This is a genomic window from Gallibacterium genomosp. 3, from assembly GCF_001678475.1.
GTDB lineage: Bacteria > Pseudomonadota > Gammaproteobacteria > Enterobacterales > Pasteurellaceae > Gallibacterium > Gallibacterium faecale.
In genome coordinates, this window is sequence record NZ_JTJR01000045.1 from 40934 (window position 1) to 65573 (window position 24640).

Genomic DNA, 24640 nt, shown 5'->3' on the forward strand with positions numbered 1-24640 from the left:
CGCTTTTATAGCGGCGTATTTGTTTTGTGAATAAATAAACTCTGGTATCAAATTGAATTCACTATTTTTAAAATGACATATTTTTTACTTACTGCAAAGCAACCGTAGTTTTGTTAAAATTGCCCAAGTTTTGCAGAAGAATAAGGATGGTATATGCAACAAATTATTGAGGTAAATACACAAAATTTGGCTGAAGTATTAGATATGGGAAAAACGCAGCCATTAGTTTTTGTGTTTTATGCTGCAACTGATAATGCTTCAAATGGTTTTGTGAGTACATTAGAACGTTTAACAACCCAATACCCAAATCAATTTATTTTAGCGAAAGTGAATTGTGAAACTGAACAGATGATCGCGGCACAATTCCGTATCCAAGCATTACCGACCACTTATCTATTCAAAGATGGCGCACCGATAGATGGCTTCCACGGTGTATTGCCTGAACCAGAATTACAACAACGTTTAGCGGTAATTTTACCGAAAGAAGATGAAATTAAGTTTAATCAAGCGTTAGATTATTTGGCAGTGGATAATTACGAACAGGCGTTACCATTGTTAAAGGAAGCATGGGAAGTTTCAGATAAGAAAAATAGTGATGTTGCCTTGCTTTACGCTGAAACCTATATCGCAATGAAAAAAATAGAACCCGCACAAGAAATTCTGAAACAAATTCCACTGCAAGATCGTGATAGCCGTTGGCAAGGGTTACAAGCTCAAATCGAACTATTGATTCAGGCAGCGGATACACCAGAGATTCAACAATTACAGCAAGATTATCAACGTCAACCAACACCAGAAATTGCGATTAAATTAGCCGTACAATTACATCAAGCGAATCGTAATGAAGAAGCGTTAGAGCTATTATTAGCTATTTTGCGTAAGGATCTTGGTGCAGAAGAGGGAGAAGTAAAACGTCAATATTTAGCTATTTTGGCAGCAATGGGGAATAGCGATCCTTTAACCAATAAGTATCGCCGTCTGGTATATTCCCTCTTGTATTAAGTGTCGCAACAAAGATCAATTATTAAGTTAGGATTCAATATATGACAACAAAACACAGTAAATTATTAATTTTAGGATCAGGTCCAGCAGGTTATACCGCGGCAATTTATGCCGCACGTGCGAATTTAAAACCCGTTTTAGTAACTGGTTTACAGCAAGGTGGACAATTAACAACTACCAATGAAATTGAGAATTGGCCAGGCGATGCAGGCGAAACAACTGGGCCTGAATTAATGCAACGGATGTTAGAACACGCAGAAAAATTTGAAGCAGAGATTATCTTTGATCATATTAATAAAGTTGATCTATCACAACGTCCATTTACCCTTTATGGGGATAGCCAAACTTTTACCTGTGATGCGTTAATTATTGCCACTGGCGCGTCAGCAAAATATTTAGGTTTACCTTCAGAAGAGGCTTATAAAGGTCGTGGTGTATCTGCTTGTGCAACCTGTGATGGCTTTTTTTATCGTAATAAACCTGTTGCCGTAATTGGCGGCGGAAATACAGCGGTTGAAGAAGCATTATATCTGGCTAATATTGCCTCTACTGTGCATCTTATCCATCGTCGTGATAGCTTCCGCAGTGAAAAAATTCTTTTAGATCGTTTAATGAAAAAGGTCGAAGAAGGTAAGATTGTGCTACATACCAATCGTACTTTAGCTGAAGTCTGTGGTGATAATATGGGCGTTACCCATCTACAATTACAAGATACACAGTCTGATGCACAAGAAAAGGTTGAAGTAGAAGGTGTATTTATTGCAATTGGACATGCACCAAATACCGATATTTTTGCAGGTCAATTAGAGCTAAATAATGGTTATATTGTGGTGAAATCTGGCTTACAAGGGAATGCAACTGCGACTTCAGTAGCGGGCGTATTTGCTGCTGGAGATGTTATGGATCAACATTATCGCCAAGCAATTACCTCAGCAGGTACTGGGTGTATGGCGGCATTAGATGCGGAACGTTACCTTGATGCATTAGACGCACAAAAATAACACCTTTTTTTGAATTCATTCCCCTCACTATTGAGGGGATTTTATTGTATTTTTACAGTATGGCAGAATATGGAAAAAGCACGCCAGAAACAGCTTCAAACTTGGCTTAAACAGCAAAGTAAAATTATCAAGAAACCGCTTAAATTAAATCTTCTGTTTGCAACTTGTTCAACACTATTATTGGTTGTGCAAACATGGTTATTAGCCTCATTATTAAATGATCTGATTATTGAACAGGTGCCACGTGAACAATTAATTCCTCTTTTTATTACGTTGCCAATAATTTTTGCCGTAAGAGCCGGATTGTTGTATGCCCGAGAAAAGATCGGCTTTTATAGTGGTCGCGTGTTGCGTCAGCATTTACGCCAGCAAATTATGCAAAAATTGCAGCAAGTTGGGCCAGCAACATTGGCTTATCGCCCTGTGGGCAGTTGGGCAACATTAGCCTTAGAGCAAGTAGAAAATTTGCATAATTTTTATGCTCGTTATTTACCTCAACAATATTTATCAGGGGTAGCACCGCTGATTTTATTAATTGCGATCTTTCCAATTAACTGGGCAGCAGGGCTAATCTTATTAATTACTGCGCCTTTAATTCCATTATTTATGGCGTTAGTAGGAATAAAAGCTGCCGAAGCAAATCAACGTAATATTACGACCTTAGCTCGTTTGAGTGGGCAGTTTTTAGATCGTTTAAGAGGGTTGGAAAACCTACGCATTTTTAATCGTACTAAACAACAAACAGAACAAATAGAGGAACGGAGTGAAGATTTTCGTGAAACTACGATGGATGTGCTGAAAATTGCCTTCCTTTCTTCTTCTGTATTAGAGTTTTTTACCTCAATTTCAATCGCCTTAACTGCGGTTTATTTTGGTTTTAGCTATTTGGGACAAATTAATTTTGGTGGATATAGTACAGGTGTCACCCTGTTTTCAGGTTTTTTCTGTTTAATTTTAGCACCAGAGTTTTATCAACCACTGCGTGACTTAGGTACTTATTATCATGATAAAGCCGCCGCAGTGGGGGCAGCCGACACGATAGAAGCATTTTTGCAACAAGATTTCTTAATTGCACAGCAAGGTGAGATGAGATTAGACGCGGACGAAATTAGCTTGCAAGCAGAACAGTTGGTTGTGCTTTCACCAACAGGCACAGCATTAACTCAACCGCTGACGTTTCAAATTAAGGCAGGGGAAAATGTTGCTTTAGTTGGGCAAAGTGGCGCAGGCAAAACCTCACTAATGAATGTGTTATTAGGTTTTTTACCTTATCAAGGCAGTTTATTAGTGAATGGGGTAGAGTTACGTTCACTTAATTTAACTGCTTGGCGTAATAAACTTGCTTGGGTTGGGCAAAATCCATTTTTATTACAAGGTACTATTCGAGAAAATCTCCGTTTGGCTAATCGTGAAGCAACAGATCAACAGCTTATCGTCGCATTGCAACAAGCGTATGTTGCAGAACTTGCACCATTGTTAGATAAAGAGTTACAAGACGGTGGCTTAGGGGTGTCGGTAGGGCAAGCACAACGTTTGGCAGTGGCGCGGGCTTTATTAAAAACAGGATCACCATTATTGCTATTAGATGAACCTACCGCCAGTTTAGATGCCCGTTCAGAAAATCAAGTTTTAGCCAGTTTGCAGCAGCTTAGTCAAGGCAAAACAACCTTGATGATTACTCACCGTATCGAAGATTTAAAGCAATCTGATCGAATTTTAGTGATGCAATCAGGTAAGATTGTGCAGCAAGGTAGATTCAGTGAATTACAGGATCAAGGCTATTTTGCTGAACTATTGGCACAACGTGAAACCGCAGTTAGTTAAGGATAATTTAATGCGTTCATTATTTCCGTTTTTTGCAATGTTTAAACATACGCCATTACGTTTGGCATTAGGGATCATTTTAATGCTAACTGGTTTAGCTGCAAGTATTGGGCTATTAACTTTATCAGGTTGGTTTTTAGCAGCAGCAGCGATTGCAGGCGTGTCAATTTTATTTAACTTTTTCTATCCATCATCAGGGGTAAGGGGATTAGCTATTGGTCGAACTGTCGCACGTTATTTTGAAAAAGTAGTGACCCATGATGTCACCTTTGAGATTTTGGCAAAGTTACGTGTTACGGTGTTTACAAAGATTATTCCATTAAGCCCTGCGGTATTAAGCCGTTATCGCAATAGCGAATTGTTAAATCGTTTAGTGGCGGATGTGGATACCTTAGATACATTGTATTTACGTCTATTTGCCCCATTTGTCAGTGCCGTTGGGATGATTATTTTTATTGGGATTGGCTTAAGTTTTCTTAACTTGCAGATTGCTTTGTTTGTGGCTGGCAGTTTATTGGTGTTATTACTGGTGATCCCGACTGTTTTTTATCGGTTAGGACAACGCTTTGGTGCGGCATTAACCGCAAGTCGTGCGAAATACCGTATTCAATTTATCGAATATATCCAAGCTCAAGCAGAGCTACTATTATTTAATGCAGGCGAAGCATTGCAACAACGGTTACAACAAACCGAACAGCAATGGTTGCAAAATCAACAACGAGAAGCCCAATTAGCGGGGTTATCGAGCGCCATATTATTGTTTGCCAATGGGGTGATTGTGGTGATTACCTTGTGGTTAGCCGCTGCAACGCCAATGGGGTCTGGGGATTTTAAATTGGCATTAATTGCGTTAGTGACCTTTTCGGCATTAGCCTCATTTGAAATTTTAATGCCAATCGGAGCAGCATTTCTGCATTTAGGGCAGGTCATTGCTTCCGCTGAACGCGTAACCGATATTATTTCACAACAGCCATTAGTGACATTTAATGGCACATTGAAAACGGTAGCAGCGAATACTCAACCTTTGCTTTCCCTCAAACATCTACATTTTAATTACCCTGACAGAGCAGAAGCAGCTTTAACTGATGTGAGTTTTGCTGTTACTGCAGGGCAAAAAATTGCTATTTTAGGTAAAACAGGCAGTGGGAAATCCACCTTATTACAGTTATTGATTCGTAACTATATGCCAACGCAAGGGGAAATTTTACTCGCAGGGCAGCCTATTGATCAGTATTGCGAAGAAAGCTTACGACAACAGATCATTTTATTAACGCAGCGAGTGCATATTTTCAGCGATACATTACGTGAGAATTTGTGTTTAGCAAATCCACAAGCGACGGATCAACAGCTTGCTGATTTACTACACCAAGTAGGATTAGGTTATTTGCTTTCCCAAGAACAAGGTTTAGATACGTGGTTAGGTGATGGTGGTCGCACTTTATCTGGTGGTGAACAACGGCGCTTAGGTATTGCGCGAGTGTTATTATCGTCTGCTCCGATTATTTTATTAGATGAACCAACCGAAGGGTTAGATCGTGAAACAGAACGCCAGGTATTAGCGCTATTATTAGCACATTGCCAACAGAAAACATTAATTATGGTCACGCATCGCTTAACAGGATTAGATCAGTTTGATCAGGTGATTGTGATGGATAATGCACAAGTGGTTGAGCAAGGTGATTTTACGCAATTATCACAAACAGCGGATTCATTGCTATTTAAATTGGTTAATCGTATTTCTTATTAATCATCGTGTGGATAGTGAGTTGTTATTAGCTATTTACATTACTTAGGCTGATAAGATAAAGATTTTTATTTATCTTATATTATGTGGGGCTTTTAATAGGAGGCGGTATGTCTGATTTTATTTGGTCTTATATGGTTATTCCTTTAGCGGTGATTTCCTAGTAACAATAGTTATTGCTTTCTTATCAAAAAATAAAGCACATGATGTTTACGAGTGTTCACTATACTTCGGATACATACTGTTTGCCATCGGTATTTTTGTGATCGTATTTTATTGGGGTTCAGGAATTCTAGAATTTATCGCAGGTTTTTTCTAAAAAAGTTATTTTTGCATTGAATAAGCCCCACTCAAATAGTGATTTGGTGGGGCTTTAGTCTGTTTTATGACAAATCGTTAAGTAATAAGCTATGTGTGTCATCTAAGGCAAGATTCATATAACGTTCATATTGTTTCAAAATATCAACGATTAATTCATCTTTACTCATATATTGCACATCATAACCTTCACGCCCGTCATTAAAGAAAGTAATAGGTTCATAGATTGTATGTTGCTCAATATGTGGTAAACGATCATCTTCAATTAACAGGTTAGACAGTGAACGTTTTTCACCTGAAACACCATATAAGAAATTATGGATATTGTCGTTTTTAATCACTAATGCAACACGTAATGGCGCATATTTTTTAATTTGCACGCTTAAACCATACCCTTTAAGTTCTGCTTCTAATTCGCTAAATGCAGGCAGTACAATCTTATCAAAGAATGCTTTAATATCCGCACGTTGTGGTTGAGTCATAATTTTACTTAACCGTTCACGCCATTGTTTACCTGTCCAAACCGAACTACCGTGAGCAAATTTTTTCGAGAAATATTGGCTATCTACCATTAACCCACGCCATAGACCAAAACAGAGGAACAACATAATTAAAGTAAACGGTAAGGCAATGATTAAGGTCATTGTCTGTAAGGCAGCTAATCCGCCAGAGCGTAATAAGGCGATGGCTAAAGCCGCTAATAAGATCGCCCAGAATGCACTTTGCCATGCTGGTGAATTCTCTTTACCTTGTGAGGCAATATTATTGATAACGTAGATACCAGAATCAGCAGAGGTAATAAAGAATAACGCAATAATTAACATTGCCAGTAAAGAGGCAATTGTTGAGCCAGGTAAATGATCAAAAAAAGCAAATAGTAAAGCTTCAGTATTACTGCTTAATGCAGATAATGAACCTTGTGTTTGTTGATCAATCCAGATCGCAGAATCACCGAAGATCGTCATCCATAAGGCATTAAAGAGCGATGGCACAAATAACACACCAAGAATAAACTCACGGATCGAACGACCTTTAGAAATTTTCGCAATAAATAAACCAACGAATGGTGCCCATGAAACCCACCAAGCCCAGTAAAGTACAGTCCAACCATTAAACCAATCTTGTTTATCTGGTTGATTAGCAAAGGTACGGAAACTTAATTCGATAAAATTACTGAGATAATTCCCAATATTTTCAGAGAAATTACTAAATAAATAGATGGTTGGGCCAGCAACTAAGACAAAAATCATCAAGAAGATAGCCATACCTAAATTGATTTCACTTAAACGGCGAACCCCTTTTGCTACCCCAGTAATGGCAGAAATAGCAGCTAACGTCATCACGATAACAATGATGATTGAAAGGGTGGTGATACTACGATCACTCATCCAGCCAATGGCGTGTAATCCTGCATCTAACTGCATGGCACCATAACCTAAGGTGGTGGTTACCCCGAAAACTGTACTGCAAAGTGCCACAATATCAATAACATGACCCCAGAAACCAGATACACGATGTTTTAAAATCGGGTAAAAACCAGATCGGATGGTAAGTGGCAATTTATAACGGAAACTGAAATAAGCAAGAGTTAGTCCGATGACAGCATAGATTGCCCAAGCATGGATACCCCAATGGAAAAAGGAGAGAAGTAAGGCATTTTCAACTTTTTCCGTTTGAGTAGCGTTTTCTGCAAGCGGTGCAACATAATGTGAAATCGGCTCTGCAACACCAAAATACATCAAACCAATTCCCATACCTGCGGCAAATAACATTGCCATCCATGACATAAACGGGTATTCAGGTTCTTCATTTTCAGTTCCTAATTTAATGTCCCCTAAACTACTCGCACAAAGTAATAGTAAGAAGATAATAAAAATAGAAACAGCAATCACATAAAACCAACTGAAATTGGTGAAAATGTTGCTTTTAATGCTATCTAACAAAGTTTCTGTGGTTTGTGGGGCGAAAATACCTAATCCCGTTACACCAAGAATAAATAATAGACTTGGCACAAAAATAGGTGCCTTAAACGTACTCGTCGTTTTGCAATAACGTAGCAAATTCAAAATGATATCTCCTATAAATTTATTTTTTATGATGAACGAAACATAGTGTCATCATTGATGGTGAAAAGCATTAGGACAACGCCTTACACGAGAGGAAGATAGGACAAAGAATGAACTATCTAAATGCGAAAGGGAAAGTAGTATTCCCGATAAAGTGTCAAAAAACTGCAAAATAGTAACAGATTATATTTTAAAGTACAAATTTGCAGTTTTTAATACTGTATTAATCGCTAACTTAGCATTTTTATCTAGTTACTTTTCAGGTTGATAACCAATGTCTGGTTGTGAAGGGTGAGATGCGGCTTCTCTGGCTAAGGTATCACATAGCTCATTTTCTGGGTGTCCTGCATGGCCTTTTACCCAATGCCAAGTGATATGATGTCGCTGAATAGCTTGATCTAAAGCTATCCAAAGATCTTGATTTTTGACTGCTTTTTTCTGGCTAGTCCGCCATTGATTACGTTTCCATAGCATAATCCATTCAGTAATGCCTTTACGCAGATATTGGCTATCGCTGTATAGTGTTACTTCACAAGGTTCTTTTAAGGTATTTAATGCGGTAATCGCGGCTAATAGTTCCATTCGATTATTGGTGGTTAAATGATAACCAGCAGAGAGTTGTTTTTGGTGTTGTTTATAGCGTAATACGATGCCAATACCACCCGCTCCCGGATTACCCAGACAAGAACCATCAGTAAAGATCTCAACTTTTTTTCGCATGACAGGATTTGTATTCAAGATTTGTATTGTTAAAATGGCGTTTAATTATAGAGAGTTAATTCACAAAAGAAAAACAAAGATATGCAAATTGATCAAAATAGAATTGTGGTACTGGATACAGAAACCACAGGGATGAGCGGTGGCAGTGAACCACAAATAGGGCATCGTATTATTGAAATTGGTGCAGTAGAGCTGATGAATAGACGGCATACAGGGCGTAATTTCCATGTCTATTTACAACCAGATCGTGAAGTTGATGCTGCAGCGATTGAAGTGCATGGAATTACTAATGAATTTTTAGCAGATAAACCACGTTTTGCTGATGTATTTGAGGAATTTGTCGAGTTTATTAAAGGTTCTGAATTAGTAATTCATAATGCTCCCTTCGATGTGGCGTTTATCAATCAAGAGTTCTCTTTCCTAAAACAGACGTTACAAACTGATGATATTTGCCAAGTGACAGACTCGTTAAAATTGGCTCGTCAGCTTTATCCAGGGAAGAAAAATTCGTTAGATACACTTTGTGGACGCTTAGGAATTGATAATAGTAAGCGGACTTTGCACGGAGCTTTGCTGGATGCGGAAATTTTAGCGGATGTGTATTTAGCGATGACTGGTGGACAAGGCAGTTTAATGCTAGATGCAGAAACGTTACCAATGATGACCGGAAGTGCGGCACAAGGTGAAGAACAAGGTGAGATTAAACGGCATAATTTGGCTATCTTAAAACCTACAGAAGAGGAGTTAGCCGCCCATCAAAAATATATTGAGTTGATCAATAAAAAAAGTGGCAATCAATGCTTGTGGGAAAAGTTACTCGCAGAAACATCATCAACCCAATAGTAACCTTGATTAGCCACTTGCATTCTTAGCAGTGGCTGATTAAAATTCATCCCCCAATATTTATACCTTAAATTTATGCCTTAAGTGGCATAACCTGACCTGTGATCAGACAAGAGAAAAATATGACAACTGAAATTCAGACAAAACCTGAGCTGCTTTCGCCTGCTGGCTCACTAAAAAATATGCGTTATGCTTTTGCTTATGGTGCAGACGCAGTATATGCAGGCCAACCTCGTTATAGTTTACGTGTGCGTAATAATGAATTTAATCACGCTAATTTGAAAATTGGGATTGATGAAGCACACGCATTAGGCAAAAAATTCTATGTTGTGGTCAATATTGCACCGCACAATTCTAAATTAAAAACCTTCATTAAAGATCTCACGCCAGTAGTAGAAATGGGGCCAGATGCGTTAATTATGTCTGATCCTGGTTTAATTATGTTGGTACGTGAACATTTCCCAGAAATGCCGATCCATCTTTCTGTACAAGCCAATGCGGTGAACTGGGCGAGTGTTAAGTTCTGGCATCAAATGGGTTTAACCCGAGTCATCTTATCGCGTGAATTATCACTAGAAGAGATTGCTGAAATTCGCCGTCAAGTACCAGATATTGAAATTGAAGTATTTGTACATGGTGCATTATGTATGGCGTATTCAGGTCGCTGCTTATTGTCAGGTTATATTAATAAACGTGATCCAAACCAAGGAACGTGTACCAATGCTTGTCGCTGGGAATATCAAGTGAAAGAGGGGCAAGAAGACGAATTAGGTAATATTGTTGATCCGAATGACATCATTCCAATTAAAAATGTTGCACCAACGTTGGGTGAAGGAACAACAACAGATAAAGTCTTTTTATTAACCGAGAGCCAACGCCCAGATGAACAGATGCAAGCATTTGAAGATGAACATGGTACTTATATCATGAATTCAAAGGATTTGCGTGCAGTACAACACGTAGAAACATTAGCCAATATGGGTGTTCATTCACTGAAAATCGAAGGCAGAACGAAATCTTTCTATTACTGTGCTAGAACTGCACAAGTTTATCGTAAGGCGATTGATGATGCTGCAGCTGGTAAGCCATTTGATGAGAGTTTATTAACCACATTGGAATCTCTGGCACATCGCGGTTATACCGAAGGTTTTTTGCGCCGTCATACACATGATGAGTACCAAAATTATGATTACGGTTATTCCATTTCAGTACGTCAGCAATTTGTCGGTGAATTTACGGGTATACGTAAAAATGGGATGGCAGAAATTGCAGTAAAAAATAAATTCTTATTGGGTGATGAAGTCGAAATGATGACACCAAATGGTAACATTATTTTTACAATTAACCAGATGTTTAATCGCAAAGGGGAAGCTGTTGAAGCGGCTTTAGGTGATGGACACTTTGTATTTGTGCCTGTTCCTGAGGACGTACAGTTAGATTATGCCTTATTAATGCGTAATTTAGTTGATGCTGATACCAGAAATCCGCATGGCGAGAAAAAAAGTTAGGGTAGGATAAATTAACTAAAATCCTCAAATGAGAAAATAAGGTTAAAAACGTTAAAAAAATATTAAAAATGTTATTGCATTATGAAATTTTGATCATTATAATGCAACCCGTACCCTAAAATATGACTCCAAATGTTTGCCCCTTTATTTATCCCGAATAAAGGGGATTTTTTTATTTATAGCATTTCTATTTTTAAATCATATAGATGTAAAAAAAGGAAAGTTTGGAACTTTCCTTTCATTTATAAATTAAATCGCTTTTAAGGTTTCTAAAATTTTTGGTTGGTTTTCAATGATATAGAGTAATTTTAGTGCGGGACCATTGGGTACCCTGCGGGAAGTTTCCCAAGATTGCACTAATGCAGTACTTACTCCTAATAGCTCTGCAAATTCATTTTGCTTTAAATGTGTGTTAGCACGAATTTTTTTTACATCAGGAATACGAAATTTGGTTACAGTATTAGGAGCCGGTTGTAATTCGCCATTTTCAATGGCGACCATTTGTTCAGCACTTTTAATTAGGCGATCAAATAAATTTTTATCCATTTTCAATCTCCTTTTAGTTTATCGACTATTGATTTTAAAATTGCTTTTTCTGCAGCATTCATATTATCTTTTTCACTCTTAGGGTACATCATTAATAAGTATAATTTTCCCTTAGCTGTGAGCGAATAATAAATAATTCTTATGCCACCACTTTTACCTTTATTGTTACCTGACAATTTCCATCTGATTTTTTGGCATCCACCTGTATGTTGAATAAAATCGCCTAAATGGAAATTCTCTAGCATATAGGTTTGAAATACTTGATATTCATCATCAGAAAGTAAGGCCTTTCTATCTTCCTCAAAAATAGGGGTTTCAATAAACGTTATAAATTTATCAGTATTCATCTTGACTCCTAACGAATCTAGTTTAATTTGTACCCTGTACAAGGTCAAGTAAAAAAGAAAAACTGTTTTATTCTTGATTTGCTGATAAGCTACAACTTCTTGGTTGTTATTTGTGTTGTAATGTTTTACGGACAGAATTAAGTCTTTTTAACTCACTATTTAATTGTCAGATATGATATCCGTAGCTATTTGTATTTTTTATTTATCCCGAATAAAGGGGATTTTTTATCATCTGATAGCTATTTATTTCTTAATAAACAAAACGATAGCTTTGCTTCTTGTTATAATGAATTGAATTCTACTTTTAGTGAGTTAACCGTTATGAACAAGAGATCAGACTATATCCCTTCCTCCAATCTACAAACTATTCTCCATTCTAAACGAGCAAATTTATATTATCTGGAACATTGCCGAGTATTAGTGAATGGTGGGCGAGTTGAGTATGTTACAGATCAAGGTAAAGAATCGTTATACTGGAACATTCCTATTGCAAATACGACTTGTATTTTACTGGGAACAGGTACTTCGATTACACAAGCAGCAGTGCGAGAATTGGCAAAAGCAGGGGTAATGATTGGATTTTGCAGCGGTGGCGGTACCCCTTTGTTTGCTGGCACAGAAGCAGAGATTGGTTGTGAGTTTTTTAGCCCACAAAGTGAATATCGACCGGTACAGTATTTACAGCAATGGTGTTCTTTTTGGTTTGATGATGAAAAACGTTTAACGGTAGCAAAAAGTTTACAGCATATACGATTACAAACGATTTTGCAGTGCTGGCCAAAATTAGATTGGCAGATTAATCGGACTTTATTGGAAAAAGTCGTACAAGCTGCAGAAGTAGAATTTCAACAAGCGACAACGAGTCAGGCTTTATTAACCGCAGAAGGACGATTTACTCAGCGTCTTTATACATTAGCTAATCAATATACGATTAAAGATCCCCGTTTTAAACGTAGTGAACGTGGTGAAGCGTTTGATTCAGCAAATCAATTTCTGGATCATGGTAATTATTTAGCTTATGGGTTAGGCGCAACAGCTTGTTGGGTACTAGGTTTGCCACATGGGTTAGCTGTGTTACATGGTAAAACTCGACGAGGTGGACTGGTATTCGATGCAGCGGATATGATTAAAGACGCATTAATTTTGCCACAGGCTTTTATTTCTTCTCTACAAGGCGATGAGGAAAATGATTTTCGCCATAACTGCATTGAAAATCTACTGCAATTTGAAGCATTAGATATCATTATTGAGGGATTGAAACAGCTTGCTCAACAAGGAGCAGAGCTATGAATATTTTGTTAGTGAGCCAGTGTCAAAAAAATGCATTAAAAGAAACTTGCCGGATTTTAGATCAATTTGCAGAACGTTGCGGGGATCGTGTTTGGCAAACCGCGATTACGCAAGCAGGATTGCAAACGTTAAAACAATTATTACGACAAACAGCAAGAAAGAATACAGCAGTAGCCTGCTATTGGACACATGGAAAAAATCAAACTTCGTTGTTATGGATTGTTGGTGATCAAAGTCAATTTAATCAAAAAGGTCGAATTCCAACCAATAGAACACAACGTGATATTTTGCGGAAAGATGATGAAGTTGCTTGGATTAATGCGTATAACATTCAAATTATTGCTGCATTAGCAGCGCTTCTGCACGATTTGGGAAAATCAAGTATTGGTTTTCAGACAAAATTAATGCCAGCAGCACGCACTTTTGCAGATTGTTATCGACATGAATGGGTGTCTGTAAGAATTTTTGAAGCAATGATTGCAGGGTGTACGACAGATGTCGAATGGTTAACGCGTTTAGCAAATTGGGCTGAGTATCAACAGCAATACCCTGATTGGTTAAAATTACTAAAAAAAGAGGGGAAACAGCCTAATCAAGATGGTTTTGAATCCTTACCACCATTAGCTAAAGCATTAATTTGGTTGATTTCTTCGCACCATAGAACACCTTATTTAGCAGAATTTGCAGAGAATAATCAGAGTAAGAAAAAAACGTGGCATCAAGAAGTACCAGATACGCTAACTCGTTTTTATCGACGTTTATCAGCGAGTAATGGGTGGGTATTTAATCCGCATAGTGAACATCCTCATCCAGAAAAGTTTTGGCAATTTTCACATTTAGTTTCTGATAGCACAGCTTGGCAAAAAGCGATGAGCCGTTGGGCAAATAAGGCGTTAAAACATCAAGGATTACTTAATTTACTCAGTCATCATGCAGAGATTGCGGACGATTTTCTACTGCTGCTTTCTCGATTATCATTAATTACCGCTGATCATCATTATTCTTCATTACCATCCGATCCACATTTAGGTGAGAAAGATTTTCCTTTATTAGCGAATACAGATTCACAAGGAAAAGCAAAACAGCGGTTAGATGAGCATTTATTGGGTGTTTGTCAAAGTGCGGTACGTTTTGCACGGATTCTGCCGAAGTTACCTGCATTATTACCTTTTTTAAAACATAAGGGCTTTAATAAACGTAGTGATATTGCTCGTTTCCAATGGCAAAATAGAGCTTTTGAATTAGCCAAACAATTACAACCACTTACTGAAAAACAGGGATTTTTCGGTGTAAATATGGCAAGTACGGGGTGTGGTAAAACACTCGGTAATACAAGGATTATGTATGGATTAGCGAATCCGCAGCAAGGCGCTAGATTCACGATTGCATTGGGATTAAGAGTATTAACATTACAAACCGGTAAGGCATTAAAAAGTAAATTAAAATTGGATGATGACGAACTGGCTGTGTTAGTTGGCGGTAATGCTATTAGTAAATTATTTGAGTTACAAGAAAAAACAGGAAGTGAGTCAGCAGAAGATTGGTTAGATACACTGCAAATTGATGGTGGTGTGGTAGGGGAACATGCCATTGATTCGATTGCTGAATTTAATACATTATTAGCAAACCAGAAAGCCAAACAATTATTACAAACACCTTTGGTAACTTGTACCGTTGATTATCTGATGAATGCGAGTGAGTGTTTGCGTGGTGGTAAGCATATTGTGCCAATTCTACGGTTATTAACAGGAGATTTAATCTTAGATGAACCTGATGATTTCGATCAAAATGATTTACCTGCATTAAGTCGTTTAGTGCATTTAGCAGGATTGTTTGGCAGTAAAGTGTTGCTATCATCAGCTACGCTGACGCCAGATTTAATTAGTGGTTTGTATGAAGCTTATCAGACAGGACGAAAAATCTGGAATCATAATAATAATTATCCCTCAACTGGTGTTTGTTGTGCTTGGTTTGATGAGTTTAATCAACAGGCGTTTACTTGTGGTGATTTATCCACATATCAGCAAAAACATACTGAATTTATTCAATTACGTGTTGCGAAATTAAAACAGCAACCTATACGACGTATTGCCAATGTGATGGATTTACCTAATGTTGCTGGAGGCGAAAACCAATTACTTAATTGGCCAGTATTTGCAAATTATCTAATCAACAAAGCAATAGATTTTCATCACCAATTTTATACACAAGATAGCGTATCAAATAAGACGGTTAGTTTAGGTTTGATTCGTTTTGCGAATATTAAGCCGATAATTCCAACTATTTTGGCGATGTTACAACAGCAATGCGCTGCGGATACGGAAATTCATATTTGTTGTTACCACTCTAGACAGTTGCTACTTTTACGAAATCGTTTAGAACAATGTTTAGATAGATTACTTACTCGTTATGATCCACAAGCCATTTTCCAGCAACCAGAAATTCAAACTGCTTTACGGAATAGCGATAAACAACATCATATTTTTATTGTCGTAGGAAGTCCTGTCACAGAAGTTGGGCGGGATCATGATTATGATTGGGCAATTATTGATCCTTCATCTATGCGTTCCATTATTCAATTAGCCGGGAGAGTGTGGCGACATCGGCCGGATAAAGTAGCAGAAATACCAAATATTGCATTATTACCAAGTAATTGGCGAGGATTGACGGGTAAACCATATCGAGAGGGACTATTTACACGACCAGGATTTGAAAGTAAAGAGAATGGATTGGTTTCACATCAAACGGCACAAATTATTACACAAGATCAACTTGCAGTAATTGATGCTATACCAAGAATTACTTATCAGGCAGAAGAAATTGCACCTAAGAAAAACAAATATGACACATTAGCGATACTAGAACATAATGTGATGTTTAAGATGTTTCATAGCCAAGCGTTTAATTATGTAAATGGATATTGGCGTACAGAGAATGCAAAATTAACAGCACATTATAGCTTAACTACGCCATTTCGAGCTTCTCAACCGATGGAGGAGTTTGTCTGTTTACCTGATGAGTTAAGTGAGTGGCATTATGCTTTTGCCTATTATGAGAAAGCATCTCAAGATCCTTATTCTTGTGCGAAAGAATATCATCGTTTTGATTATCGCCCACTTGAATTGACAAATTCACAAATTAAGCCATGGCTTAATTTTTCACTAGCAATAGTATTGGATGAATTAGCGGAAGAGTTAAAAAATAAAGAACTTGAACAAGTTGCAGTTTCATATGCAACGGTTTCTTTAACTAAAGATTCACAAACAGAAGCAATTTGGCAATTTAATGAATTTTTAGGATTTTGGCAGAAAGAAAATGAGCAATAGATTTTTTATATCGGTTAGATATAGAAAAATCATAGTTGACAATTTTAAATAGGGTTTAAAACAGATTTAAAGCTTTTTTAAATAAGAATAGATAGATACAAATAATTTTAGGTTTAAGCTGCCTTACGGTAGCAAAGCCCATTTTCTTTCGCCTTTAATCGCTAAGCTGCCTATGCGGCAGTGAAGTTCCAACGTAATTAAATCAATAGGCTTACGTTTTTCTAAGCTGCCTATGCGGCAGTGAAGGTTTTTTTAACTCTCGATTAATCACGAATGATTTTCTAAGCTGCCTATGCGGCAGTGAAGTTTCCGCCCTCAGTGAACCATAATGGGTTGTCTTTCTAAGCTGCCTATGCGGCAGTGAAGAAATTAAAAAGCATAAACATAGATTTCCTAATTTTCTAAGCTGCCTATGCGGCAGTGAAGGCAAATACCCACGCTATAAATTAGCGGATGACTTTCTAAGCTGCCTATGCGGCAGTGAAGCCATTGAAGCAGGAAAAAAAGCGTTGCCGGTATTTCTAAGCTGCCTATGCGGCAGTGAAGTAATCGCACCTGGTCTAATCGCAGCATAAATCTTTCTAAGCTGCCTATGCGGCAGTGAAGTTGCTATGCGGCCATTATAAAAAACGATTCGTTTTCTAAGCTGCCTATGCGGCAGTGAAGTGTTATTTAAATCCAGTATCATTTCTAAGCTGCCTATGCGGCAGTGAAGTTCAAAACAAATTTCAAAAACTGGCGGAAAAATTTCTAAGCTGCCTATGCGGCAGTGAAGTAGAGATCAAACCCCTTACAAATAAGATAAATAAACTGTTAAAGAGCATTTTAATCAAAAATACCCTTTTTTTGAGGTCTTATATAAGTGTTTGATTTTTAAAATATATATTTTTGCTCAAAAAAAAGGGTTTTCTATATTAAAAATGTGGTGTAGTTGCAATTGCTTCTTTACTTAACCCATAACCGGTAAATAACCCATCTCGATGTTCACTACAAACTACACGTTTTATTTCTAGTAACATCTTAGTTTGCTTAGTACTCGCGCTTTTCAAAAATACATGAGGGTATCTTTTTACCTGCTGTTGTTTTAGACGCATATTTTCTAAAACTGCATCAGAAAAATTACCTTTTTCTTTCATCCGCTTTTCAGCTCGTTTTAATGCACTATTACCCTTATGTTGAATTCTTTGGTAACGAACAGCAGTTGTTTTTTCAGGAACAGGAGTAATTGCATTGATTATAAAATAATCTTGTAATGGATCTAACTGTAATGCAATAAAATCTAAATCCATTTCAGTACCGAAAAGGCGAATTTTCCAGCCTAAACCATAATTTTGCTGATATTGTGGAAAGCCTATTCCTATCCTGCCATCAAAAAATGGCAGGAGTTGATGTAGTGTTTGCATCGCATAAGCCATCACATCAGAATGTTTGATTTCAAGCTGTGGAATGGCCTCTAGCTCAATATAGTGTGTGAGTTGACTCATATCTACTCCTTACCACTTGCACCGAATACACCACCACGAATTAGAACACTAATAACATAATATTGCTGCTCCAAACTAGGTGCTTTTCCATTTAAGATCCAGTTATCAAATAGGGAATAGAAATCCATTTTTTGTTTAGGTTGACGGAAAGCTTTTCCCAGATTAGTTACTGCACCATAAGGTTCAGCTGGAATAGGGAATTGTGCGTTATTATCATACCAAGTATCAATGGTACGAATTGCGTTGCCAATTTTTTGTGAGTGCATTCCAGCAATACCATTTACTTGATATAGAATCTTACTTTTTCTATTGTTTGTGTTTGAATTATCAAGCACTAACTCTTGTGAAGGATAGACCTCTTGTCCTTCACCAACTTTTACTTCAGCTTCTACTTTAATTAGAACAAATTGTTCACCTTTAAATCCTTTCTCAATATAGTCAATAAGTTTGGTTAATTGTGGATCTTGATAACTAAAGTTATTTAAGGAAAGTTGCTTCACATCGGTAAATTTGAGGGTTTCATCATCTATGGTGACAGAAATTTTAATATGCTCTGCTCCCATTCGATTACGCCATAGCCAGCGACCATTGATAATGTTATAAGCATAACGATAGGATAATTCTTTGGTACCTGTTTTTTCTAAATAGTCTTGTATGGTTGTTTCAAGCGCAGTCTGATATTCAGGATTATTACAAACATTTGGTTTACCTGCGAAAGGAAGCACTTTACAGCTCCATTGTACAACCAGTGTATCTTTAGTGTGATCTAAAGCAGCAACATCAACAGTTTGTAAATTAGGTTTATCAATTTCAGCATCTAATTTTGTTGGATCATTAGAAATTGCATTTTTAAGACGGTTAGAAATTGTGCCTCTTACGGCTTTTTCAGTAATTTTTATAGGAAATAATTGATTAGATGATGCCGATTTTTGGAAAAATATAGCATCAGAAATATCTAGACGACGTTCAAAAGCAAGAACAGTAGCGGTAATAAGTTTGGTCATTGTGCTTCTCCTTGAGTGAATAAAAATAAATTCTCTTGTGTATGGGTATAACGCCAGAAATATTGGCTAAATCTTTCTTTAAGATGATAAGGAAATACCCATTGTCCTAAACCATAAATAACTTCAACGTATTGACTAGGGTAATGTGGGGATCTGCTATGTTGTAATTCTCCAGCCTCAAATTTAGGGTAGATACCTTGATATCCAATAGGAATAGGAACTAACCAACCACGTTCTTGTTTGGCACTATGTACATTCCATTCTGTATTTTTTTCTGATTGAGTTGGAATATGATGCAAGCACGCTATTTCAAGTAACGCATCTAATGCAGTCGCATTTGGATTAGCAGTATAAAAAGAGGAAAGTGGCTGATTTTGTTGATCTTTCATCATTGTCACTTCATCATTGACAATATGGTGCTTAATACCAGTTTGTAATTCTTTAGTAATGGCTAATAGATGCTTATTGGCATCGATTAATACAAATGCAGGTTGGATACTGCGTAAAATGTGATCGCTGGCTGAAGGTTTAAACAGTTCAACAGTAGGAATTTCTAGTACACTTCCACCAGCGATTCTTTGTTGTGCTAATAATTGTGCAAGATAATTGGTAAATTCAGCTGCTTTGTCAGGCTTAGCAAGTGTGTCTTGAAAGTCTTGGGTTGTCATAACCTCTACAACTAAATGAATATCTAAATGGATTTTTCCTTCTTCAATAATAGGCGCATTATTACCATCTTTCTTTAATGGATTTCGAGATTGATTAAAGGTGTAATCTGTATATCGGTGTGAGCGATAAGCTTGTAATTCATAATGATGACAAGCAATTAATACTCCATTTAATGATACTTCTGGATAATAGCTTTGTATTTTTCTGCTTAAGTTATGAATCGCACCAACAAAACCACTGATTGCAGGAAAGCCATAAGTTAATGGACTGGAAATAGCATTTGCTTGATGAATTTTGATATGTTTAAACAGGAGATAAAAATTTGCTTCTGACATAAAAACTCCTAGTGTTGTTGCTGTTTTAATTTGCGTTTAAAGATTCTACGCCATTCATTAAATTCAGGGACAGAGAAGTCGGAGGTAATTCTTTTAAAACGCTGTTTGAGATGATGATTGACCCAACCTGCAAATTGTTTAGCGACTTCATTGTGCCAGTCCTCTTTTTCTTGTTCCGATTTAAACATTTCTTCCCCCTCAAGTTCTCCTCGTTCAGGATCTAACCAATATTTCTGGTTAACGTTCATAAATTGATAATCTTTACTCCAACCTGGAATACGTTGCTGGTAAAGTTTGGCAATACTGAAGATAGCTTCAATCATTTGGGTTATGGCTTCTTTTCGTTTATCTCGTTCGGTATAAACATTTTTTTCTGCTAATACGACTTCAAATAAATGCTCAAAGAAAGGCTTACATTGCCAATAGAGATCATTGTCAAAAATCGTATTGTTCGTAGATTTGTATGATGATGAAAAAATAGGTGGTAAAGAAGGGAGTAGATAATGTTTGCCGCCTTGTTGATTATTCAATTGAGAAATGTTCTGTGGTTTGGATGAGCCTAATTTAATAATCGCTAAATCATTGATTGTGGCATAACGTTGTTGAATAACTTCATCGTTGTCTTTTTTACGATTTTCTTTGGCAATTTTAGTTTCTTCGGAGAAGCGTAATTGTTGGATTTTATTATAAACAGTATGTGTCAAGACAGTTGGATATAAAGGGATAAGACAATAATAGTGATCGGAAGTTATTTTTTCAGGCTCAGTTGGCCAGAGTAGTTGTTTATTTCTTTCATAAGTTATGGGTTCTGTGATGTCATTTAGTAATACTTTTTGAAATTGATGTTTGTAAAAATCAGATAGTTGTTCATCTGAGGAAAAAGTCTTTTTTAATAAAGGCGAATCTATCAATAAAAGATCTCGTAATCGTAAATTCTCTTTTTCATCAACAATCATATTTAAAAATGCGGCTAAAGGTAGGGCAGCAGCATTTCCACTTGCATCAAGAATATTTTTCGAAACAAGTTGTGATCCAACAAATTGGTGTAATACGGTTTGTCTAAAATTGACATTATTTCCTTTTGAATCTGGGTGAATAGGTTTAGAGAGATGAGTAGAAAAGGAGATTTGTTTTGCCATCCGATTAGCAGCGTCATTAAGCCAGTTTTCAGGTAAATATTTTTGTTGTATTTCTTGTATTTTCTGCTCTATTTCGGCGATTTTAGTTGGGGAAGTAGCTTTGGCAAGTTTTTTACGTTCATCTTCTATCTTTTTGGTAGATAAATCTGTTAGATAGGTATGAATAAGATTACTTAACATAGAGAACCTCTTAAGTGAATGATGATGTTCTATATTTCGCATTATATACGCTTTTTTATTTTTAGCAACTTTATAAAAGTCAAAAAATAAATTAATTATGGATTATTATATCTAATAAGCTAGATTGAAAATAATTAGTTCTTTAATTAGTATAGATTTTCTGTTCTATGTAATAGAAGTATTTTTATTAATAAGAACAGCCTTTCTATCGTACAGATAGTTTAGAAAATAATCAATTTTTTATTGGTTCCTTACTACTGAACAAGTAGTCCTTACTCAAGGAGGTAATTAAGTAAAATTAATTGCCTCCTTTTTTCTCTATATTCTATGTTTTTACTGTTTTTTCTTGTTAGCTCTTACCGTCTTATCGCTTATTATTCATGTGGATTTGATGACATTTCATTTTTCTTTGTTAAAAAATCAACAGATAAATTAGGTTTTATATATTAATGATAATAATTCGCAAAATAATCTTGAAAAAGATCTTGTTTTAATGATAATGGTTCTCGCTTATTTAAACCCCTTATGATTGATATTATAAGTGTAATATAAGGTGTGTTACTCCACGCCTTATATTTCTTTGTTTTTTAAGGAAATAAGATGGATAACCTATTTAATTTTTTACAGCAGTATATTGATTACATTATTTTAGGCTTATTAGCTTTAATGAGTTTTGTGATGGTGTGGATGGTGATTGAGCGTATTTTTTTCCTCAATAAAATTGATATTAAAAAGTATCAAAATATCCATGATTTAGAAATTGATCTGACTCGCCATCTTACGATTATCTCTTCTATTGGTGCTAATGCACCCTATGTTGGTTTGTTAGGGACTGTAATTGGGATTTTATTAACTTTCTATCAATTAGGGCAGTCTGGCGGAGATATTGATGCAAGTGCAATTATGTTACACCTTTCATTAGCACTAAAAGCAACTGCAGTGGGGATTTTAGTCGCTATTCCATCAATGATGTTCTACAACGGATTAGGCAGAAAGGTAGAAGTGAAACGTTTACAGTGGAAATCTTTGCAAACTCATCAATAGTATAGGCAGTCAATTATGAAAAAATTTGATGAAATTAATATTATTCCTTTTATAGACATTATGCTGGTGTTATTGGCAATAGTATTAATTACAGCGTCTTTTATTTCACAGGGGAAGATTAAAGTCAATGTGCCAAAAGCGAGTAGTACAGTGGCATTTAAGTCCGATGAATTAGCCAAATTATTAACCGTGACTAAAGATGGGCAACTCTATTTTAATGACAAACCGATCGATAAAGCAGCGTTAGAAAAAGAAGTCGCAACTTGGGATAAAACACAAAAAGTAACACTTAAAGTAGATTCTGAAGCAACATTTCAAGAGTTTGTCACTATTACCGATTTATTAGGTAAAAATGAAATTAAAAATGTAGCAATTGTGACAACAAAAGAGAAAGGAGCAAACTAGTGTCTCAGCATTACACTAAGCCGGCATTTTATGTGACAATTTCTATTTATAGTGCTTTATTTGCAGGCGCTGTTTGGTCATTTGATCATGATCAGACAGCGAACAGCGTTAGTGGCGAGCTTTCACCAACAATTTCAATGGAATTATTGACGGCAAATGTTGTTGCAGAAGAAAAGGTAGAGCCTGAACCAATAGAAGAAACTGTAAAACCTGAACCTGAACCTGAACCTGAGCCAAAACCAGAGCCGAAAAAAGAGATAATTCCCGATCCCACTACCAAACAGCTTATGGAAAAACCTAAAAAAGAGGTAGAACAGCCTAAAAAAGTGGAAAAGCGAAAACATCACAAACGTGAGCAGACTAAACGGGAACATCAACGCAAACCTCAGCCACAAATACAGTCTAAAGCACAGGGTGCACCTGTTACTACGCAGCAACCAAATTTACAAGGGCAAGGTGCAAGTAGTGATGAATTAGCCGCCTATCGTTCTGCATTACGCCGAGAAATCGAGAAACATAAACGCTATTCTCAACGTGCGAGAATGTTGCGGCGTCAAGGGACAGTTGTTGTTGAATTTAGTTTGATGACAGATGGCTCGATTCAGAATGTACGATTACATCGTTCTTCTGGGTATGAGGAGTTAGATCAATTAGCGTTAGATGCTGTGGCTCAAGCGAAAAGTGTTGGTGCTAGACCTGCTGGTTTATCAGCAGAACAGAAGATTCCAATTAAATTTATGTTGCGCTAATTAGTTTTTCTTATTTTTATTTTTCAGTTTATCCCACATTTTGTCTTCTTGTCCTCGCCATAACCGTTGAATATTATCATGATGACGATAGATAAGAAGACAGCAAACTAATGCAGTTGGAAAGGTAAATTCAGGTCGAAACCACCATACATAAAAAGGAATGGTTAATGCAGCAATGACGGCACTTAATGAAGAATAACCTGTTACTAAAAAGACACATAGCCAAACCCCCAACATAAAGCCAGCAACTGACCAACCAATAGGTGCAATAGCGCCAAATGCTGTTGCAACGCCTTTCCCTCCACGAAAACGATAATAGATTGGGAAAATATGCCCTAAACACGCCCCTAATGCCACCATACCAAGTTCAAATTGGGTAAGATGTAAATAATAGCCAAGCCATACAGGCAGCATACCTTTTAAAATATCGAAGATTAAGACGAATAATGCAGGAAGTCGTCCACCAATACGTAATACATTGGTTGCTCCTGGATTGTGAGAACCATTTTCACGAGGATCGGGAAGTTGGAAAAGTTTACAGAGAATAATTGCACTAGAAATTGAACCAATAAAATAGGCAATCAACATATAACAAATAGCAAATAAACTCATAGAATTTTCCTTTTTACGCATTTTAGCTTTCGTGTATTGTATCAAAATTGATAAGATAAGCATCTGAATTTCTGATTAAACAAGGAAAAAACATCAATGTCGCAAGAGTATATTTTTATTGAAGAATTAATGGCATTTACACAAATTGGCGTTTATGATTGGGAACAAAAAATTAAGCAGAAGCTGATCTTTGATCTTGAGATGACTTGGGATAGTGAGCAAGCTGCAAAGACAGACGATGTCCAATATTGTTTAAATTACGCAGAAGTGAGCGAATTTATCCTAAATTATGTTGAAAAACGTGCTTTTTTATTAATTGAGCGTGTAGCCTATGAAGTTATTGAGCAATTACATCAACATTTTCAGATTAAACATATTCGTTTGAAATTAAGAAAGCCTGATGCAGTTGCACAAGCAAAATCTGTGGGGATTGTTGTAGAGAAAAGTTTTCAGTAGAAAAAAAGTAAAGGGAAAGTGTTATAAC

The 24640-nt window shown here is 36.6% G+C and carries 21 protein-coding genes and 1 CRISPR repeat array; of the genes, 12 read left to right on the forward strand and 9 right to left on the reverse strand.

The annotated features are described in order from the left end of the window. The first annotated feature begins 153 nt into the window (after positions 1–153). The 4 genes from QV06_RS10110 to cydC all read left to right on the forward strand — a co-directional run bounded on the left by QV06_RS10110 (position 154) and on the right by cydC (position 5574). Positions 154–1002 carry a co-chaperone YbbN gene (locus QV06_RS10110; RefSeq protein WP_065238027.1) on the forward strand — a complete coding sequence of 283 codons (849 nt, stop codon included), beginning with the start codon at positions 154–156 and terminating at the stop codon, positions 1000–1002. A 41-nt stretch (positions 1003–1043) separates the two neighbouring features. After that, a complete protein-coding gene (gene trxB / locus QV06_RS10115; RefSeq protein WP_065238028.1) occupies positions 1044–2003 on the forward strand; it encodes a thioredoxin-disulfide reductase in 960 nt (319 codons plus the stop codon). Between the two features lie 69 nt (positions 2004–2072). After that, entirely contained in the window at positions 2073–3827 is a 1755-nt protein-coding gene (gene cydD, locus QV06_RS10120; protein WP_065238029.1) for a heme ABC transporter permease/ATP-binding protein CydD, read from the forward strand. 10 nt (positions 3828–3837) lie between these two features. Next, complete coding sequence (cydC, locus tag QV06_RS10125; RefSeq protein ID WP_065238030.1) at positions 3838–5574, forward strand: heme ABC transporter ATP-binding protein/permease CydC; 1737 nt, start codon at positions 3838–3840, stop codon at positions 5572–5574. Between the two features lie 380 nt (positions 5575–5954). On the opposite strand, the gene QV06_RS10130 is transcribed toward cydC, so the two are convergent. Continuing rightward, positions 5955–7955 carry a BCCT family transporter gene (locus tag QV06_RS10130; protein ID WP_065238031.1) on the reverse strand — a complete coding sequence of 667 codons (2001 nt, stop codon included), beginning with the start codon at positions 7953–7955 and terminating at the stop codon, positions 5955–5957. 252 nt (positions 7956–8207) lie between these two features. Next, entirely contained in the window at positions 8208–8675 is a 468-nt protein-coding gene (gene rnhA, locus QV06_RS10135; protein WP_065238032.1) for a ribonuclease HI, read from the reverse strand. 81 nt (positions 8676–8756) lie between these two features. Here rnhA and dnaQ point away from each other — a divergent pair, with 81 nt between their 5' ends. Both dnaQ and yegQ read left to right on the forward strand, forming a co-directional pair. Next, positions 8757–9518 (forward strand): DNA polymerase III subunit epsilon, encoded by a 762-nt coding sequence (gene dnaQ / locus QV06_RS10140; protein WP_065238033.1) that lies wholly within the window; start codon positions 8757–8759, stop codon positions 9516–9518. Between the two features lie 122 nt (positions 9519–9640). Next, positions 9641–11026 (forward strand): tRNA 5-hydroxyuridine modification protein YegQ, encoded by a 1386-nt coding sequence (gene yegQ / locus QV06_RS10145; protein WP_065238034.1) that lies wholly within the window; start codon positions 9641–9643, stop codon positions 11024–11026. A gap of 249 nt (positions 11027–11275) precedes the next feature. Here the strand turns inward: yegQ and nadS are convergent, their stop codons facing one another. Together nadS and QV06_RS10155 are read right to left on the reverse strand one after the other, a co-directional pair. Continuing rightward, positions 11276–11572: a NadS family protein gene (gene nadS, locus QV06_RS10150; protein ID WP_065238035.1), complete on the reverse strand. Its 297-nt coding sequence runs from the start codon at positions 11570–11572 to the stop codon at positions 11276–11278. 2 nt (positions 11573–11574) lie between these two features. Then, positions 11575–11919, reverse strand: a complete 345-nt coding sequence (locus QV06_RS10155) for a hypothetical protein (protein WP_065238036.1) — start codon at positions 11917–11919, stop codon at positions 11575–11577. A 321-nt stretch (positions 11920–12240) separates the two neighbouring features. On the opposite strand from QV06_RS10155, the gene cas1f reads away from it, so the two are divergent. Then, the gene (cas1f, locus tag QV06_RS10160) at positions 12241–13209 is read left to right on the forward strand and encodes a type I-F CRISPR-associated endonuclease Cas1f (protein ID WP_065238048.1); all 969 of its coding nucleotides are present in this window, start codon (positions 12241–12243) and stop codon (positions 13207–13209) included. Further along, complete coding sequence (cas3f, locus tag QV06_RS10165; protein WP_065238037.1) at positions 13206–16535, forward strand: type I-F CRISPR-associated helicase Cas3f; 3330 nt, start codon at positions 13206–13208, stop codon at positions 16533–16535. Before cas1f ends, cas3f begins: the two co-directional genes overlap by 4 nt. 158 nt (positions 16536–16693) lie before the next feature. Further along, positions 16694–17310: a CRISPR direct-repeat array (repeat unit 28 nt; unit sequence TTTCTAAGCTGCCTATGCGGCAGTGAAG). 139 nt (positions 17311–17449) lie between these two features. Here cas3f and cas6f read toward each other — a convergent pair. From cas6f to csy1, 4 genes are read right to left on the reverse strand one after another with little or no spacing between them, the layout of a single operon-like run. Beyond that, complete coding sequence (gene cas6f, locus QV06_RS10170; RefSeq protein ID WP_065238038.1) at positions 17450–18019, reverse strand: type I-F CRISPR-associated endoribonuclease Cas6/Csy4; 570 nt, start codon at positions 18017–18019, stop codon at positions 17450–17452. Positions 18020–18021: 2 nt separating this feature from the next. Continuing rightward, positions 18022–19023: a type I-F CRISPR-associated protein Csy3 gene (csy3, locus tag QV06_RS10175; RefSeq protein WP_065238039.1), complete on the reverse strand. Its 1002-nt coding sequence runs from the start codon at positions 19021–19023 to the stop codon at positions 18022–18024. Then, positions 19020–20027, reverse strand: a complete 1008-nt coding sequence (gene csy2 / locus QV06_RS10180) for a type I-F CRISPR-associated protein Csy2 (protein WP_065238040.1) — start codon at positions 20025–20027, stop codon at positions 19020–19022. The genes csy3 and csy2 overlap by 4 nt, the downstream gene beginning before the upstream one ends. An 8-nt stretch (positions 20028–20035) precedes the next feature. Further along, on the reverse strand, positions 20036–21346 hold the full coding sequence (csy1, locus tag QV06_RS10185; protein WP_065238041.1) for a type I-F CRISPR-associated protein Csy1: 1311 nt from the start codon (positions 21344–21346) through the stop codon (positions 20036–20038). A gap of 600 nt (positions 21347–21946) precedes the next feature. Here csy1 and exbB point away from each other — a divergent pair. Genes exbB through QV06_RS10200 form a run of 3 tightly spaced genes read left to right on the forward strand, consistent with a single transcriptional unit; the run spans position 21947 to position 23544 of the window. Then, positions 21947–22390, forward strand: coding sequence for a TonB-system energizer ExbB (gene exbB / locus QV06_RS10190; RefSeq protein WP_065234284.1), 444 nt, complete (start codon positions 21947–21949; stop codon positions 22388–22390). A 15-nt stretch (positions 22391–22405) separates the two neighbouring features. Continuing rightward, positions 22406–22795 (forward strand): TonB system transport protein ExbD, encoded by a 390-nt coding sequence (exbD, locus tag QV06_RS10195; RefSeq protein WP_065234283.1) that lies wholly within the window; start codon positions 22406–22408, stop codon positions 22793–22795. Continuing rightward, positions 22795–23544, forward strand: a complete 750-nt coding sequence (locus tag QV06_RS10200; protein ID WP_065238042.1) for an energy transducer TonB — start codon at positions 22795–22797, stop codon at positions 23542–23544. Before exbD ends, QV06_RS10200 begins: the two co-directional genes overlap by 1 nt. On the opposite strand, the gene plsY is transcribed toward QV06_RS10200, so the two are convergent. Next, positions 23545–24156, reverse strand: a complete 612-nt coding sequence (plsY, locus tag QV06_RS10205; RefSeq protein ID WP_065234281.1) for a glycerol-3-phosphate 1-O-acyltransferase PlsY — start codon at positions 24154–24156, stop codon at positions 23545–23547. Positions 24157–24252: 96 nt separating this feature from the next. Here plsY and folB point away from each other — a divergent pair, with 96 nt between their 5' ends. Continuing rightward, complete coding sequence (gene folB, locus QV06_RS10210) at positions 24253–24612, forward strand: dihydroneopterin aldolase (protein WP_065238043.1); 360 nt, start codon at positions 24253–24255, stop codon at positions 24610–24612. Positions 24613–24640 lie beyond the last annotated feature (28 nt).